The sequence below is a fragment of the Pseudomonas entomophila L48 genome, from assembly GCF_000026105.1.
Taxonomy (GTDB): domain Bacteria; phylum Pseudomonadota; class Gammaproteobacteria; order Pseudomonadales; family Pseudomonadaceae; genus Aquipseudomonas; species Aquipseudomonas entomophila.
In genome coordinates this window covers 3,923,793-3,939,828 of the sequence record NC_008027.1, presented here as the reverse complement: position 1 = coordinate 3,939,828, position 16,036 = coordinate 3,923,793, and the positions used below count along the sequence as shown (strand labels likewise).

15 protein-coding genes are annotated in these 16,036 nt (G+C 60.9%); 13 read left to right on the top strand and 2 right to left on the bottom strand.

The genetic code is table 11. The features are described 5' to 3' along the window. Positions 1 to 2: 2 nt before the first annotated feature. The 3 genes from PSEEN_RS16885 to PSEEN_RS16875 all read left to right on the top strand — a co-directional run bounded on the left by PSEEN_RS16885 (position 3) and on the right by PSEEN_RS16875 (position 3,132). Complete coding sequence (locus PSEEN_RS16885) at positions 3 to 356, top strand: DUF4398 domain-containing protein (protein WP_011534762.1); 354 nt, start codon at positions 3 to 5, stop codon at positions 354 to 356. Further along, positions 353 to 1,162, top strand: a complete 810-nt coding sequence (locus PSEEN_RS16880) for an OmpA family protein (RefSeq protein WP_011534761.1) — start codon at positions 353 to 355, stop codon at positions 1,160 to 1,162. The genes PSEEN_RS16885 and PSEEN_RS16880 overlap by 4 nt, the downstream gene beginning before the upstream one ends. A gap of 791 nt (positions 1,163 to 1,953) precedes the next feature. Further along, complete coding sequence (locus PSEEN_RS16875) at positions 1,954 to 3,132, top strand: integrase core domain-containing protein (protein ID WP_011532562.1); 1,179 nt, start codon at positions 1,954 to 1,956, stop codon at positions 3,130 to 3,132. 249 nt (positions 3,133 to 3,381) lie between these two features. Here the strand turns inward: PSEEN_RS16875 and PSEEN_RS27115 are convergent, their stop codons facing one another. Continuing rightward, positions 3,382 to 3,513, bottom strand: a complete 132-nt coding sequence (locus PSEEN_RS27115; RefSeq protein WP_269446430.1) for a hypothetical protein — start codon at positions 3,511 to 3,513, stop codon at positions 3,382 to 3,384. Positions 3,514 to 3,648: 135 nt separating this feature from the next. Between PSEEN_RS27115 and PSEEN_RS16870 the strand changes: the two genes are divergently transcribed. The 4 genes from PSEEN_RS16870 (at position 3,649) to PSEEN_RS16855 (ending at position 6,612) form a co-directional block, all read left to right on the top strand. After that, positions 3,649 to 5,091: an aminotransferase-like domain-containing protein gene (locus PSEEN_RS16870; RefSeq protein WP_011534760.1), complete on the top strand. Its 1,443-nt coding sequence runs from the start codon at positions 3,649 to 3,651 to the stop codon at positions 5,089 to 5,091. Between the two features lie 61 nt (positions 5,092 to 5,152). Then, positions 5,153 to 5,611, top strand: coding sequence for a hypothetical protein (locus PSEEN_RS16865; protein ID WP_011534759.1), 459 nt, complete (start codon positions 5,153 to 5,155; stop codon positions 5,609 to 5,611). A gap of 107 nt (positions 5,612 to 5,718) precedes the next feature. Beyond that, positions 5,719 to 5,973 (top strand): zinc/iron-chelating domain-containing protein, encoded by a 255-nt coding sequence (locus PSEEN_RS16860; protein WP_011534758.1) that lies wholly within the window; start codon positions 5,719 to 5,721, stop codon positions 5,971 to 5,973. A 30-nt stretch (positions 5,974 to 6,003) separates the two neighbouring features. Further along, on the top strand, positions 6,004 to 6,612 hold the full coding sequence (locus PSEEN_RS16855) for an START domain-containing protein (RefSeq protein ID WP_373694286.1): 609 nt from the start codon (positions 6,004 to 6,006) through the stop codon (positions 6,610 to 6,612). Between the two features lie 159 nt (positions 6,613 to 6,771). Here PSEEN_RS16855 and gltA read toward each other — a convergent pair whose 3' ends face one another. Next, positions 6,772 to 8,061 (bottom strand): citrate synthase, encoded by a 1,290-nt coding sequence (gene gltA, locus PSEEN_RS16850; protein WP_011534756.1) that lies wholly within the window; start codon positions 8,059 to 8,061, stop codon positions 6,772 to 6,774. Between the two features lie 352 nt (positions 8,062 to 8,413). Between gltA and sdhC the strand changes: the two genes are divergently transcribed. The 6 genes from sdhC to odhB all read left to right on the top strand — a co-directional run bounded on the left by sdhC (position 8,414) and on the right by odhB (position 15,990). Then, complete coding sequence (gene sdhC / locus PSEEN_RS16845; protein ID WP_011534755.1) at positions 8,414 to 8,800, top strand: succinate dehydrogenase, cytochrome b556 subunit; 387 nt, start codon at positions 8,414 to 8,416, stop codon at positions 8,798 to 8,800. Continuing rightward, complete coding sequence (sdhD, locus tag PSEEN_RS16840; RefSeq protein WP_011534754.1) at positions 8,794 to 9,162, top strand: succinate dehydrogenase, hydrophobic membrane anchor protein; 369 nt, start codon at positions 8,794 to 8,796, stop codon at positions 9,160 to 9,162. The genes sdhC and sdhD overlap by 7 nt, the downstream gene beginning before the upstream one ends. Before the next feature lie 3 nt (positions 9,163 to 9,165). After that, complete coding sequence (gene sdhA, locus PSEEN_RS16835; RefSeq protein WP_011534753.1) at positions 9,166 to 10,938, top strand: succinate dehydrogenase flavoprotein subunit; 1,773 nt, start codon at positions 9,166 to 9,168, stop codon at positions 10,936 to 10,938. A gap of 11 nt (positions 10,939 to 10,949) precedes the next feature. Further along, the gene (locus tag PSEEN_RS16830; protein ID WP_011534752.1) at positions 10,950 to 11,654 is read left to right on the top strand and encodes a succinate dehydrogenase iron-sulfur subunit; all 705 of its coding nucleotides are present in this window, start codon (positions 10,950 to 10,952) and stop codon (positions 11,652 to 11,654) included. 244 nt (positions 11,655 to 11,898) lie between these two features. After that, a complete protein-coding gene (locus PSEEN_RS16825) occupies positions 11,899 to 14,730 on the top strand; it encodes a 2-oxoglutarate dehydrogenase E1 component (RefSeq protein ID WP_011534751.1) in 2,832 nt (943 codons plus the stop codon). 42 nt (positions 14,731 to 14,772) lie between these two features. Further along, a complete protein-coding gene (odhB, locus tag PSEEN_RS16820; protein ID WP_011534750.1) occupies positions 14,773 to 15,990 on the top strand; it encodes a 2-oxoglutarate dehydrogenase complex dihydrolipoyllysine-residue succinyltransferase in 1,218 nt (405 codons plus the stop codon). The last annotated feature ends 46 nt before the right edge of the window (positions 15,991 to 16,036 follow it).

Sequence of the window (16,036 nt, the reverse complement as noted above, 5' to 3'; positions counted from 1 at the left end):
GCGTGAGAATCCAACCTCTTATTCTTGCCCTGGTCGTGTTCGGCCTGGCCGGCTGCGCCAACGACCCGGCGCCCAACGAGCAACTGCGGCTTTCCGAGCAGGCGCTGGAGCAGGCCAAGGCAGTCGGCGCCACTGAGCAGGTGCCGGAGTACAAGCTGGCCGAAGACAAACTGACGCGCGCCAAGGTCAACATGACCACCGAGAGCTACCGGGATGCGCGCATGCGCGCCGAGCAGGCCGAGCTCGATGCCCGCCTGGCCGAGGCGCGCGTGTTGACCCAGAAGAGCGAGGAGCAGCTGCAGTTGATGCAGTCGCGTATCAAGCGTCTGCGCAAGCAACTGGAGGTGCAGCCATGAATTGCCTGAAGCCCATGGCTGCGCTGGCCTTGCTGGCGCTGGTCGGATTGCAGGGCTGCGCCAGCCAGCGCAGCGAGTCGGCGCTGGATGACGCCAGCGCAGCGTTCCAGAAGGTCAAGGACGATTCCAATGTGCTGCGCAGCGCACCGCGCGATGTGATTCGCGCGGGTGAGTCGCTGGGGCGTGCGGAGCGCCTGGCCGGTTATATCGGCACGGGCAGCGACGTGCGTCACTATGCCTATCTGAGCCAGCGCTACAGCGAAATTGCCAGTGAGCATGCCAAGCTGGCGCTGAACCAGGAGCGTCTGGCCAAGCTCGATCTTGAGCGTCAGCGCCTGCAGTTGGGGTTGCGTGAAGCCAAGCTCGCCAGTGTTCAGCAGCAGGGTAAATGGGTCGAGGCGCAGATTGTTGCGTTGGCTTCCGAGCAGACTGACCGTGGGTTGGTGATGACCCTGGGTGATGTGCTGTTCGACACCGGTGAGGCTGACCTCAAGAACTCGGCGAGCCGTACCGCACTCAAGCTGGTGCAGTTCCTGCAACTCAATCCGCGTCGCGTGGTGCGTATCGAGGGTTACACCGACAGCACTGGCAACCCGGAAGATAATCTTAAACTGTCCCGTGATCGTGCCCAGGCGGTTGCTGACATGCTGGTCGACCTGGGGGTTGATGAGAAGCGTATCCAGGTTGAGGGGTATGGTGACCAGTATCCGGTTGAGGCCAATGCCTCGGAGCGGGGCAGGGCGCAGAACCGTCGGGTTGAGATCGTCTTTTCCGATGACAAGGGCAAGCTCGCTCCGGCGCGTTGAGTCCAGGCTTTTCATTTGCGGGCAAGCCCGTTCCCACAGAAACTACGCACATCCTGTGGGAACGGGTTTGCCCGTGAATGGGCTGGAATAATCAATAGATAACTACCAGTCTGAAAAGTAACTTTAGATTTCTTGATCTTGATCTTGATCTTGATCTTGATCTTGATCTTGATCTTGATCTTGATCTTGATCTTGATCTTGCTTCTAAGTGCGCGATAGTTCAGGCGCCGCCAAATGCGACTTCAGGAGGCCGAACGTAGGACTTGCGTAGCGGGGCGACGGGCATGGATGCCCGTCGAGCACTGATGGGCCATGGATGGCCCTTCAGTGCGTCCACGCGGGAGCAAGGCCGGAGTGAGGGAACCCCGGAGCGAAGCGTAGGGGCCGTATGAACGGAGCCAGCGGTTTTTGCCTTCTTTTGCCCGCGTGCAAAAGAAGGTCGCCGTAAAGGCGAAAAGGTGAGTCAGCGTCTCTATCGTCAATGGATATGCTCGCAGACTTCAGGCCAATACTCTGGAAGTCAAAGTCAAAGTCAAAGTCAAAGTCAAAGTCAAATTCAAAGTCAAAGTCAAAGTCAAAACCAAGTAGGTCTCTACAGCCATGTGCATATCCATTTGCTATAGCGACTCGCAGTCACCTTTCCGCCCTTACGGCGGGTCACTTTTTGTCAAACGCGACAAAAAGTAACCAAAAAACGCTGCGGGTATGACTCACCCACATGGGTTACAAATCAGTTCATGCACATAGGTAACAGTCTTTAACTGGCAGGGTCGGTTTTCGAGGATCTGACCATGCCTTGGCGAGAGCTGAAACCTATGGACCTGAAAATGCTTTTCATCGCGGATTACCTGCAGGGGGCACCCAGTTTCAGTGCCCTGTGCCAGGCCTACGAGATCAGCCGAAAGACCGGCTACAAATGGGTCGAGCGATATGAGAAAGAGGGGCCTTCGGGGCTGGAAGAACGCAGCCGCCGCCGGTTGACCCAGGACTGGGTTGTACCCGCTGCAGTTCGCGAAGCTATCATCGAACTGCGCAGTCGAGGCGAAACGGAACCGGGTCCGAAAAAGATCCAGGCGGCGCTGCAGGAGCGTTTCCCTGATCAGGCGCCGCCCTCGAAGACAGCGATCTACAACATCCTCAAGAAGGCCGAGTTGGTCAAACCACGCCGCTTACGTCAGCGGGTAGCGGTCTATCCCAAGCCCCTGGAGAAGGCAGAGTTGCCTAACCAACTGTTCAGTGCGGACTACAAAGGCCAATTTCTGACAGGTGCAGGCGTCTGGTGCTATCCGCTGACGATCATGGATCACGCCAGTCGCTTCCTGCTCGCCTGCCACAGCATGCCCAACACCAATCTTCTGGAAACGCAGGCCGTTTTCACCCAAGTGTTCCGGGAGAATGGCCTGCCTGAGCGGATTCGTACCGATAACGGTGTGCCGTTTGCCAGCAAGGGGCGTGCGGGACTTTCCCAGTTGTCGATCTGGTGGCTGCGTCTAGGCATCATTCCCGAGCGCATTGCGCCTGGTCGGCCTGAGCAAAATGGCCGCCACGAACGCATGCATCGAACGCTCAAGAGCACGCTGCCATCGCCGCCGGCAGTGGCCTGGGAGGCTCAACAATGGCACTTTGATCGCTTTCGGCAGCACTATAATCACGAGCGCTTGCATGAAGCGTTGAAGCAGAAAACACCGGCGTCTTGCTACCAACCCTCGCCACGCCCATTCCCTGAAAAACTCCCCGAGATGACCTATCCCAGCCATATCGAGAGCTTGCCAGCGGATAGCTGCGGCATCATCAACCGCCGTGGCTTGAGGATCTACGTAGGTTATGTGCTCAAGCACCAGACCATTGGCCTGGAGCAGGTCGGGGATGGCGTTTGGGATGTTATTTTCGGTCCCATCATTCTTGGCCGGGTCGATGTGCGGGATGCCACTGATGGTTATGTAACACTCAAGGTGTTGTCACCTATGTGAGTGAACTTTTGTGTAACCCATGTGGGTGACCCGTACATGCGCTCCATTCATACGGCCCTCCGCTACGCTCCGGGTCCCTTCGCTCCGGCGCCTTCCAGGCCCGCGCGGCCTACGACTTGCTGCGCAAGTCTACATCTCGCGCCTTCGGCTAACGCCGAAGGGTGCTGCGCACCTGGCCCTCCAGACGCCTGCGCTCAGCCTCCTGAAATCGCGAAGTTACGGGCGGCGCCTGGGCGGGCGCAGCTGTCGCTAGCTGACGGTGCGGCTAACCTCCTGATCACCAAAGCCAAAGCCAAAGCCAAAGCCAAAGCCAAAGCCAAAGCCAAAGCCAAAGCCAAAGCCATTTTGCGCGTTCGTCGGCGCTTCGACGTAGTCGCTCACTTTTTCACTGTCACGCAACTGTATTGTTGACTATTCTCCGATCTGTCCCAGTACACTTCTCAACTGTTACGGTATTCTGGCTCCGCAGTGAGTCGCACAAGAACAACGATCCCGTCCGCGCTTCGAGAACATGCCATGACCAATCTGCTGCTGTACCAGCGCATTGCCCAGCAACTGGCCGATGATATCCGTCGCGGTGTCTACCAGCCCGGTGAGCGCGTGCCCTCGGTGCGCAAGATGAGCGCGCAGCTGAATGTCAGCCATGCCACCGTGCTGCAGGCCTATGCCAACCTCGAGGACCAGGGGCTGATCCGGGCGCGGCCGCAGTCGGGCTACTACGTGCACCAGACCCCGGCGCTGACCGCCCAGACTCCGGATATCGCCCGGGTCGAACGCCCAGGGTTGGTCACGCGGGCCAGCATCATCCAGCAGGTGCTGGTCGAGGCGCGTCGTGATGGTGTGTTCCCCTTTGGCGCAGCAGTTCCCCATGTGGACTACCTGCCGGTGCGCGCCTTGCACCAGCAATTGGCCAAGGTCACCCGGTTCCATAGCCCGCGTGCCTTCAGCTACATGTTCAGCCCAGGCTTCGAACCGCTGCGTCGGCAGATCGCGATACGCATGCGCGACGCAGGCGTGCTGGTCGATCCGCGCGAGGTGGTGGTCACTCACGGCTGTGTCGATGCCCTGCAAATGTCGTTGCGGGTGCTGACCCGGCCAGGAGACCTGATCGCCGCCGAGTCGCCGACTTACTATGGGTTGCTGCAACTTGCCGACCTGCTGGGCTTGAAGGTCATCGAGATTCCCAGTGACCCCTCCACCGGCATCAGCCTCGAGGCTTTGCAGTTGGCGGCCAACCAGTGGTCGATCAAGGCGCTGGTCCTGACCGCGCGCCTCAGCAATCCGCTGGGCGGCACCATGCCCGAGGAGCGGCAGAAGCAACTGTTGCGCCTGGCCTCGGACTTCGACATCCAGATCGTCGAGGACGACATCTATGGCGAGCTGATGTTCGAGCAAGGCCGGACCAAGGCACTCAAGGCGTTCGATCGCCTGGACCGGGTGATCTATTGTTCGAGCTTTTCCAAGACGCTTTCACCAGGCGTGCGGGTTGGCTGGATGATTGCCGGGCGATACCAGGATGAAATTCAGCGATTGCAGACTTTCACCACGCATTCAGCCTGTAGCGTGACCCAGATGGGGGTGGCGGCCTATCTGGAGAACGGTGGCTATGATCGCCATCTGCGGTTTATCCGCCAGGAGTACCGTAAGAACCTCAGTGCCTACCAGTTGGCCGTGCAGCAGCACTTCCCGGAAGGTACGCAGATGACGCGACCAACAGGTGGTTTCATTCTTTGGGTCAGCTTGCCTGGGCGGGTCAATACGCAAGAACTGCATGTTCGAGCGTTGGAGCAGGGTATCAGCATTGCGCCGGGCCTGATCTTCAGCAACACCGAACAGTTCAACCACTGTATTCGTCTCAATTGCGGCTTCCCGTGGAACAAAGAGGCCGAGCGCGCGGTGGTTGCGCTAGGGTTGCTGGCCAGTCAATTGTGCAGGGAATCGACGGCCTCACTTTTGTAGTCTTGTCAGACGCGCGTGGAACAGCGAGCATACGCGCTTTTCCAGCCTGTTCCCGGTATCTATGAAAGCGCTTCGACCGTTTGCCCTCATCCTGTGCTGCGTATTGCCCTGGTTGTCAGTGGGCATGGCCCAGGCTGCGGAGCCTGCGGCCAAGGCGCAGGCTGCGACGGGCAAGGTCGCCAAACCGGCAAAGCCTGCCACGAAGCCTGCCGTGAAGCCAAAGCCCAAAGCGAAGCCCAAGTCAGTCAGCAAGGCTGTCGCCAAGCCGCTGCCGGCGCCCAAGCTGGACCTGAGTCTGCCGGTCGACATGGTTCGTCAGCTCAAGCCCGATGTCGGCGATGTGCCGCCGCCGCCGCGCAAGGCGCTGCTGCCGTCCATGTTTCCGACCAAGCCCGAGTCCGACGACAGCCCGTTCCAGCTCAATGGCCGGCTGATCAGCAACGAAATGCAATTGCAGCTTCGCAACGACGCGCGCCACGACGTGGAAGGTGCCGCAATCGATTTCGAATTTCGCAACTGACTGCCGGGTCACGGGTGAATTCATCCGTTCGGCAATTTCAAACGTATGTTTGAGCGGTTAGTATCCAGGGACGTTCGTCCCGTTTTGCTCCTGGGAGTCCTGTTGTCATGAAATGCCGCGAGGGCTGTGGTGCCTGCTGCATCGCCCCGTCCATCAGTTCGCCGATCCCCGGCATGCCCCAGGGCAAGCCGGCGGGCGAGCGCTGCCTGCACCTGAATGTCGAAAACCTCTGCGAACTGTTCGGCAGGCCCGAGCGGCCGAAGGTGTGCGGTGGCTTCAAGGCGGAAGTGGATATCTGTGGCAATGATCGTGACGACGCCATTCGCATCATCGGGTGGCTGGAGCAAATGACGGCGGCGTGACAGGTTGGATCTTCGACAACAAGGAAAAAGATGATGAGATCGATCAAGCGTATCGTACTGCTGTGTGGCATGGGTGTCCTGCTGGCGCCGAGCGCCTGGGCCGAGAACTGGCAGGTGGCCAAGGACGAGGAGGGCATCAAGGTCTCGCTGAGCGAAGTGCCGGGCTCCAAGTACAAGGCCTACCGTGGCGTGACCGTGATCAAGGCGCCGTTGGCCAAGGTCAGGGCGCTGCAGGAAGATGTGGCGGGGGCCTGTGCCTGGATTCACGAGTGCAAGTCGCAGAAACTGCTCAAGCAGGAAGGCGACCAGAGCTGGACCTACACCCAGTTCAACACGCCATGGCCGGTGACGCCGCGTGACTCGATCCTGCACGTGACCACGGTCCAGGAAGCTGACGGCAGCCTGACGCGCAAGCTTGAGGAGCAGCCAAAGTACCTGCCCGAGACCGATGGTTTCGTGCGTGTGGCTCAGGTGCAGGGCTTCTGGAAGCTGGTACCCAAGGGTGAAAGCACCGAGGTGATCTACCAGGTGCACACCGAGCCGGGTGGTAGCGTGCCGGCGATGGTGGCCAACAAGTTCGTGGTGGATGCGCCGTTCAATACCCTCAAGGGGTTGCGCGAGAAGGCTGAGAAGCCGTGAGGGTTGCAGGCCTGTAGGAGCCGGCCTTGCCGGCGAACACCGGCATGGCCGGTGCCATTCACCGCGTCGCCTGGTTCGCCGGCAAGGCCGGCTCCTACAGGGTGAAATGAAAAAGCCCCGGCATCACTGCCGGGGCTTTTGCGTTACAGCGACGGGCGCTTACTTGCGGTCTTTCAGCTCGACGATGTCACGCTGCTCATAGCCGGTGTACAGCTGGCGTGGACGGCCGATCTTGTACGGGCCGGAGAGCATTTCTTTCCAGTGCGAGATCCAGCCCACGGTACGCGCCAGGGCGAAGATTACGGTGAACATGCTGGTTGGAATGCCGATGGCCTTCAGGATGATGCCCGAATAGAAGTCGACGTTCGGGTACAGCGAGCGCTCGATGAAGTACGGATCGGTGAGGGCGATCTCTTCCAGGCGCATGGCCAGTTCGAGCTGCGGGTCGTTCTTGATGCCCAGCTCGCCCAGGACTTCGTCGCAGGTCTTCTTCATCACGGTGGCGCGCGGGTCGCGGTTCTTGTACACGCGGTGACCGAAGCCCATGAGCTTGAACGGGTCGTTCTTGTCCTTGGCCTTGGCGATGTACTTGTCGATGTTCGAGACATCGCCAATTTCATCGAGCATGGTCAGTACGGCTTCGTTCGCACCGCCGTGGGCCGGGCCCCACAGTGCGGCGATGCCGGCGGCGATACAGGCGAACGGGTTGGCACCCGAGGAGCCTGCCAGGCGCACGGTGGAGGTGGAGGCGTTCTGCTCGTGGTCGGCGTGGAGGATGAAGATCCGGTCCATCGCCTTGGCCAGCACCGGGCTGATCGGTTTGATCTCGCACGGGGTGTTGAACATCATGTGCAGGAAGTTTTCCGCATACGACAGGTCGTTGCGCGGGTACATCATGGGTTGGCCCATGGAGTACTTGTAGACCATCGCCGCCAGGGTCGGCATTTTCGCGACCAGGCGCACGGCGGAGATTTCGCGGTGCTGCGCGTTATTGATGTCCAGCGAGTCGTGATAGAACGCCGACAGCGCGCCGACCACGCCGCACATCACCGCCATCGGGTGAGCATCGCGACGGAAGCCGTTGAAGAAGGATTTCAGCTGCTCGTGAACCATGGTGTGGTTCTTCACGGTGCTGACGAACTGGGCTTTCTGTTCGGCGTTGGGGAGTTCGCCGTTCAGCAGCAGGTAGCAGGTTTCGAGGTAGTCCGATTGCTCGGCCAGTTGCTCGATGGGGTAGCCGCGATGCAGCAGGATGCCCTTGTCACCGTCGATGTAGGTGATCTTCGACTCGCACGAGGCGGTCGCCATGAAGCCGGGGTCGAAGGTGAAGTGGCCGGATGCCCCCAACCCGCGGACGTCGATAACATCGGGACCAACGGTGCCGGTTAAAATGGGCAGCTCGACGGGGGCATTGCCCTCGATGACCAACTGCGCTTTTTTGTCAGCCATGTGGCCTCCTATTAATGCTTGAAATCATCAGACAGACCCCCCACGCAGGGCCCGCACCACTATAGAGGGATAAATTCGAATGTCAATTTGCCTAAAGGCTGGTTGAAACAGCCTCTGGAGCCTGGTTTTTCGCGAAATTCCCGCCCATTTACGCCTTTTGTTCATTAAAGGCAATGCGCTATTCGGGCGAGTCCCTCACGTTGTCATGAGCAGCCTAACTGTCTATACTCGGCAGCCGACTCCCAGGGGCTTTCAAGCCCGTCCTGCTGGGTGTCGTCGCTCTCCTGGGTGGTGGGTACCTGACCAGTACACTTACCAACAACTTTGCCCTGTTAGCTAGGGGCTCTTCAGTGTGAAAAAAGCCGTGAAAAGCCAACGACCTGTAAACCTAGACCTAAGGACCATCAAACTCCCGATCACCGCGTACACGTCCATTCTTCACCGTATCTCCGGCGTCATCCTGTTCCTCGGCCTTGCCATCATGCTGTACGCATTGGGCAAATCGCTGGGTAGCGAGGAAGGCTTTGCCGAGGTGAAGGCGTGTCTGACCAGTCCGCTGGCCAAACTGGTGACCTGGGGCCTGCTGTCCGGCCTGCTGTATCACCTCGTGGCAGGTGTGCGCCACCTGATCATGGACATGGGCATCGGTGAGACGCTGGAAGGCGGCAAGCTGGGCTCGAAAATCGTGATCGTCATCTCCGTGGTGCTGATCGTTCTGGCAGGAGTTTGGGTATGGTAACTAACGTCACGAACCTCTCGCGTTCGGGCCTCTACGACTGGATGGCGCAGCGCGTCTCGGCGGTCGTTCTCGCGGCTTACTTCATTTTCCTGATCGGCTACCTCGCCGCGCACCCGGGCATCGATTACGCCCAGTGGCACGGTCTGTTCTCCAACAACGCGATGCGTATCTTCAGTCTGCTGGCCCTCGTTGCCCTGGGCGCCCACGCCTGGGTCGGCATGTGGACCATTGCCACCGACTACCTGACGCCGATGTCGTTCGGCAAGTCGGCGACTGCAATTCGTTTCCTGTTCCAGGCGGTATGCGGCGTAGCAATGTTCGCTTACTTCGTCTGGGGTGTGCAGATTCTCTGGGGTATCTGATTCATGGCTAACATTCCAACCATTTCCTTCGACGCCATCATCATCGGTGGCGGCGGGGCAGGCATGCGCGCAGCGCTGCAACTGGCTCAAGGCGGCCACAAGACTGCCGTAGTCACCAAGGTGTTCCCGACCCGTTCGCACACCGTTTCCGCCCAGGGCGGCATCACCTGCGCCATCGCTTCGGCCGACCCGAACGACGACTGGCGCTGGCACATGTACGATACCGTCAAGGGTTCCGACTACATCGGTGACCAGGACGCTATTGAATACATGTGTCAGGAAGGCCCGGCCGCGGTCTTCGAACTGGACCACATGGGCCTGCCGTTCTCGCGTACCGAAACCGGCCGTATCTACCAGCGTCCGTTCGGTGGCCAGTCCAAGGACTTCGGTAAAGGTGGCCAGGCCGCCCGTACCTGCGCCGCTTCCGACCGTACCGGTCACGCGCTGCTGCACACTCTCTATCAGGGTAACCTGAAAGCGGGTACCACCTTCCTCAACGAGTACTACGCCGTTGACTTGGTCAAGAACCAGGACGGCGCCTTCGTCGGTGTGATCGCGATCTGCATCGAAACCGGCGAAACCATGTACATCAAGTCCAAGGCCACCGTACTGGCCACTGGCGGTGCCGGCCGTATCTACGCCTCCACCACCAACGCCCTGATCAACACCGGCGACGGTGTCGGCATGGCCCTGCGTGCCGGCGTGCCGGTGCAGGACATCGAGATGTGGCAGTTCCACCCGACCGGTATCGCCGGCGCCGGTGTACTGGTTACCGAAGGCTGCCGCGGTGAGGGTGGCTACCTGATCAACGCCCACGGCGAGCGCTTCATGGAGCGTTACGCGCCAAACGCGAAAGACCTGGCCGGCCGCGACGTGGTTGCCCGTTCCATGGTCAAAGAGATCATCGCCGGCAACGGCGTGGGCCCGAACAAGGACCACGTGCTGCTGAAGCTGGACCACCTGGGCGAGGAAGTGCTGCACAGCCGCCTGCCAGGTATCTGCGAGCTGTCGAAGACCTTCGCCCACGTCGACCCTGTGGTCGCGCCGGTGCCGGTCATCCCGACCTGCCACTACATGATGGGCGGCGTTGCCACCAACATTCATGGCCAGGCCATCACCATGGACGCCGAAGGCAACGACCACATCATCCCGGGTCTGTTCGCCGTGGGTGAAGTGGCGTGCGTATCGGTTCACGGTGCCAACCGCCTGGGCGGCAACTCGCTGCTCGACCTGGTGGTCTTCGGCCGTGCCGCCGGCCTGCACCTGGAGAAGGCGCTGAGCGACGGCGTCGAGTACCGCGATGCCAGCGACACCGACGTCGAAGTAGCCCTGAACCGCCTGAACAAGCTCAACGAGCGCACCACCGGCGAAGACGTCGCCAGCCTCAAGCGCGAGCTGCAGAGCTGCATGCAGAACTACTTCGGTGTATTCCGTACCGGCGAATACATGCAGAAGGGTATCGAGCAGCTGGCCGGCCTGCGTGATCGCATCGCCAACGTCAAGATCAACGACAAGTCCCAGGCCTTCAACACCGCGCGTATCGAAGCGCTGGAGCTGCAGAACCTGCTGGAAGTCGCCGAAGCGACCGCGATTGCCGCTGAAGCCCGTAAAGAGTCCCGCGGCGCGCACGCCCGTGAAGACTTCGAAGACCGTGACGACGAGAACTGGCTGTGCCACACCCTGTACTACCCGGGTGAGAAGCGCGTCGCCAAGCGTGGCGTCAACTTTGCGCCGAAGACAGTTCCTGCCTTCGAACCAAAAGTCCGGACTTACTAAGGGTGGCCGCTATGTTGCAAGTCGAAGTTTATCGTTACAACCCGGACACCGATTCGGCCCCCAAGATGCAGACCTTCCAGGTCGACACTGGCGGCAAGGATCTGATGGTCCTGGACGTGCTGGCGCTGATCAAGGAGCAGGACGAGGGCTTCTCGTACCGTCGCTCCTGCCGTGAAGGCGTGTGCGGTTCCGACGGCATGAACATCAACGGCAAGAACGGCCTGGCGTGCATCACGCCGCTGTCCGCTGTCGTAAAAGGTAACAAGTTGATCCTGCGCCCGCTGCCAGGTCTGCCGGTTATCCGTGACCTGGTCGTCGATATGAGCATCTTCTACAAGCAGTACGAGAAGGTGAAGCCATTCCTGCAGAACGACACGCCGGCCCCGGCCATCGAGCGTCTGCAGTCGCCGGAAGATCGCGACAAGCTGGACGGTCTGTACGAGTGCATCCTGTGCGCCTGCTGCTCGACCTCCTGCCCATCGTTCTGGTGGAACCCGGACAAGTTCCTGGGCCCCGCCGCCTTGCTGCAGGCCTATCGTTTCCTGGCCGACAGCCGTGACACCAAGACCCAGGAGCGCCTGGCGTCCCTGGATGACCCGTTCAGCGTATTCCGCTGCCGCGGGATCATGAACTGCGTGAACGTCTGCCCGAAGGGTCTGAACCCGACCAAGGCAATCGGCCACGTACGTAACATGCTGCTGCAAAGCGGCACCTGATTCAAACGTTGTACCTGCAGTAAGCCGAGGTGCGGGCGCTGAGTCCGCACTGCGGTAAAACCCGAGCAAGGGCCCACAAAGCCCGCGCTCATTACCTATGAAGATATGAGACCAGCAGGGGCTTCCGGGCTGGTACCCGGAAAATCAGCAGGATCCAGGTGGCGTGGTTCAGTCGCTGTGTTCGGACTTTTCCAGGTTTGCTGTGGCTCTCGCCGATCAGTCCCCTAACCGAGGGTGACCAAGCATGCAAGAAAGCGTGATGCAGCGCATGTGGGATAGCGCCCACCTTTCAGGTGGTAACGCTGCATATGTGGAAGAGCTTTATGAGCTCTACCTGCACGACCCTAACGCTGTGCCAGAAGAGTGGCGCACTTACTTCCAGAAGTTGCCCGCCGACGGCAGCACCGCTACCGATGTATCGCACTCGACGATCCGCGACCATTTCGTACTGCTGGCAAAGAACCAGCGCCGCGCCCAACCGGTTTCCGCCGGGAGCGTGAGCAGTGAACACGAGAAGAAGCAGGTTGAAGTGCTGCGACTGATCCAGGCCTATCGTATGCGCGGCCATCAGGCTGCCAAGCTCGACCCGTTGGGGTTGTGGCAGCGTCCTGCGCCTGTAGACCTGTCGATCAATCACTACGGCTTGACCAATGCCGATCTTGATACGACCTTCCGTGCCGGCGACCTGTTCATCGGCAAAGAGGAAGCGAGCCTACGCGAAATCTTCGAAGCGCTGCAGAAGACATATTGTCGCACCATTGGCGCCGAGTTCACCCACATCGTCGATTCCGAGCAGCGCAGCTGGTTCCAGCAGCGCCTGGAAAGCGTGCGTGGCCGTCCGGAATTCTCCGCCGATGTGCAGACCCATCTGCTCGAGCGCGTCACGGCCGGTGAGGGCCTGGAGAAGTACCTGGGCACCAAGTACCCAGGCACCAAGCGCTTCGGTCTGGAGGGGGGCGAAAGCCTGATCCCGATGCTGGACGAAATGATCCAGCGCTCCGGCTCCTACGGCACCAAGGAAGTCGTGATCGGCATGGCCCACCGTGGCCGCCTGAACGTGCTCGTCAACACCTTCGGCAAGAACCCGCGCGAGCTGTTCGACGAGTTCGAAGGCAAGAAGATGAATGAGCTGGGCTCCGGTGACGTGAAGTATCACCAGGGCTTCTCCTCCAACGTGATGACCCCCGGTGGCGAAGTTCACCTGGCCATGGCGTTCAACCCCTCCCACCTGGAAATCGTCTCGCCAGTGGTGGAAGGTTCGGTTCGCGCCCGTCAGGACCGTCGCAACGACACCGTGGGTGACAAGGTCCTGCCGATCTCGATCCACGGTGACGCTGCGTTCGCCGGCCAGGGCGTGGTCATGGAAACCTTCCAGATGTCGCAGACCCGCGGTTTCAAGACCGGCGGCACCGTGCACATCGTGATCAACAACCAAGTCGGTTTCACCATCAGCAACCCGTTGGACGCGCGCTCCACCGAGTACGCCACCGACGTCGCCAAGATGATCCAGGCGCCGATCCTGCACGTGAACGGCGACGATCCGGAAGCGGTGCTGTTCGTCACCCAGCTGGCCGTCGACTACCGCATGCAGTTCAAGCGTGACGTGGTCATCGACCTGGTCTGCTACCGTCGTCGCGGCCACAACGAGGCCGACGAACCCAACGGCACCCAGCCGCTGATGTACCAGCAGATCAGCAAGCAGCGCACCACCCGCGAGCTGTACGCCGACGCGCTGATCCAGGCCGGTCGCATCGATGCCGAGCGCGCCCAGGCCAAGATCGACGAGTACCGCAACGCGCTGGACAACGGCCTGCACGTAGTGAAGAGCCTGGTCAAGGAACCCAACCGCGAGCTGTTCGTCGACTGGCGTCCGTACCTGGGTCACGCCTGGACCGCGCGCCACGACACCCGCTTCGACCTCAAGACCCTTCAGGACCTCTCGGCCAAGCTGCTGGAACTGCCGGAAGGCTTCGTCGTCCAGCGCCAGGTGGCGAAGATCTACGAAGACCGCCAGAAGATGCAGGCCGGTGGCTTGCCGATCAACTGGGGTTACGCGGAGACCATGGCCTACGCCACGCTGCAGTTCGAAGGTCACCCGATCCGCATGACCGGCCAGGACATCGGCCGTGGCACCTTCTCGCACCGTCACGCGGTGCTGCACAACCAGAAGGACGCCAGCACCTACATCCCGCTGCAGAACCTGTTCCCAGGCCAGCCACGTTTCGACCTGTACGATTCGTTCCTGTCCGAGGAAGCGGTACTGGCCTTCGAATACGGCTACTCCACCACCACGCCGAACGCGCTGGTGATCTGGGAAGCCCAGTTCGGCGACTTCGCCAACGGTGCGCAAGTGGTGATCGACCAGTTCATCACCAGCGGCGAGCACAAGTGGGGCCGTCTGTGCGGTCTGACCATGCTGCTGCCGCACGGTTATGAAGGGCAGGGGCCGGAGCACTCCTCCGCACGTCTGGAGCGTTACCTGCAACTGTGCGCCGAGCACAACATCCAGGTTTGCGTACCGACCACCCCGGCACAGATCTACCACCTGCTGCGTCGCCAGGTGATCCGCCCACTGCGCAAGCCGCTGGTCGTGCTGACACCGAAGTCGCTGCTGCGCCACAAGCTGGCCATCTCGACCTTGGAAGACTTGGCCGAAGGCTCGTTCCAGACCGTGATCCCGGAAATCGACACCCTGGATCCGGCCAAGGTCGAGCGCCTGGTGCTGGCCAGCGGCAAGGTCTACTACGACCTGCTGGAAAAACGCCGTGCCGAAGGCCGCGAAGACATCGCCATCGTGCGTATCGAGCAGCTGTATCCGTTCCCTGAGGACGACCTGGTCGAAATCCTCGCCCCGTACACCAACCTCAAGCATGCGGTCTGGTGTCAGGAAGAGCCGATGAACCAGGGCGCCTGGTACAGCAGCCAGCACCACATGCGCCGTATCCTGGGCCGCCACAACAAGGCGCTGGTCCTGGAATACGCCGGCCGCGACGCTTCCGCCGCGCCAGCCTGTGGTTACGCATCGAAGCACGCCGAACAGCAGGAAAAACTGCTGCAAGACGCGTTCACTGTCTAACGCCTTCGCGCACCTGAAACCGAATTTAAGGAAACACAGATAATGGCTATCGAGATCAAAGCCCCAACCTTCCCGGAATCGGTTGCCGATGGCACCGTTGCCACCTGGCACAAGCAGCCGGGCGACGCCGTCAAGCGTGACGAGCTGATCGTCGACATCGAGACCGACAAGGTCGTCCTGGAAGTCCTGGCCACCGCCGACGGCGTGCTGGGCGCCATCGTCAAGGGCGAGGGCGACACCGTCCTGTCCGACGAAGTCCTGGGCTCGATCGTTGAAGGTGGCGCCGCCGCCGCGGCTCCTGCGGCCGCTCCGGCCGCTGCTGCGCCGGCTGCCGCTGCCGCCGACGCTGGCGAAGACGACCCGGTCGCCGCTCCAGCCGCGCGCAAGCTGGCTGAAGAGAACGGTATCGACCTGGCTACCGTTGCCGGCACCGGCAAGGGCGGTCGCATCACCAAGGAAGACGTCGTCGCTGCTGTCGCCAACAAGAAATCGGCACCTGCTCCGGCCGCCAAGCCTGCCGCTGCTGCCGCCGCTCCGGTTGTCGTTGCCGCTGGCGACCGCACCGAGAAGCGCGTACCGATGACTCGTCTGCGCGCCAAGATCGCCGAGCGTCTGGTCGAAGCCCAGTCGAACATGGCCATGCTGACCACCTTCAACGAAGTCGACATGACCGAAGTCATGGCCCTGCGTTCGAAGTACAAGGACCTGTTCGAGAAGACCCACAACGGCGTGCGCCTGGGCTTCATGTCGTTCTTCGTCAAGGCGGCCACCGAAGCGCTGAAGCGCTTCCCGGCGGTCAACGCCTCGATCGACGGCAACGACATCGTCTACCACGGTTTCGCTGACGTCGGCGTCGCTGTTTCCAGCGACCGCGGCCTGGTGGTTCCGGTACTGCGCAACGCCGAATCGATGTCGCTGGCCGAGATCGAGAACGGCATCGCCACCTTCGGCAAGAAGGCCCGTGACGGCAAGCTGGCCATCGAAGAGATGACTGGCGGTACCTTCACCATCACCAACGGTGGTACCTTCGGCTCGATGATGTCGACCCCGATCGTCAACCCGCCGCAGGCCGCGATCCTGGGTATGCACAACATCATCCAGCGCCCGATGGCCATCAATGGCCAAGTGGTGATCCGCCCGATGATGTACCTGGCGCTGTCCTACGACCACCGCCTGATCGACGGCAAGGAAGCGGTAACCTTCCTGGTGACCATCAAGAACCTGCTGGAAGATCCGTCTCGCCTGCTGCTGGACATCTAAATCGCAGCGCAAGCCGCGGGCGCCGCGCTTCTCCCGAAGCACGTGC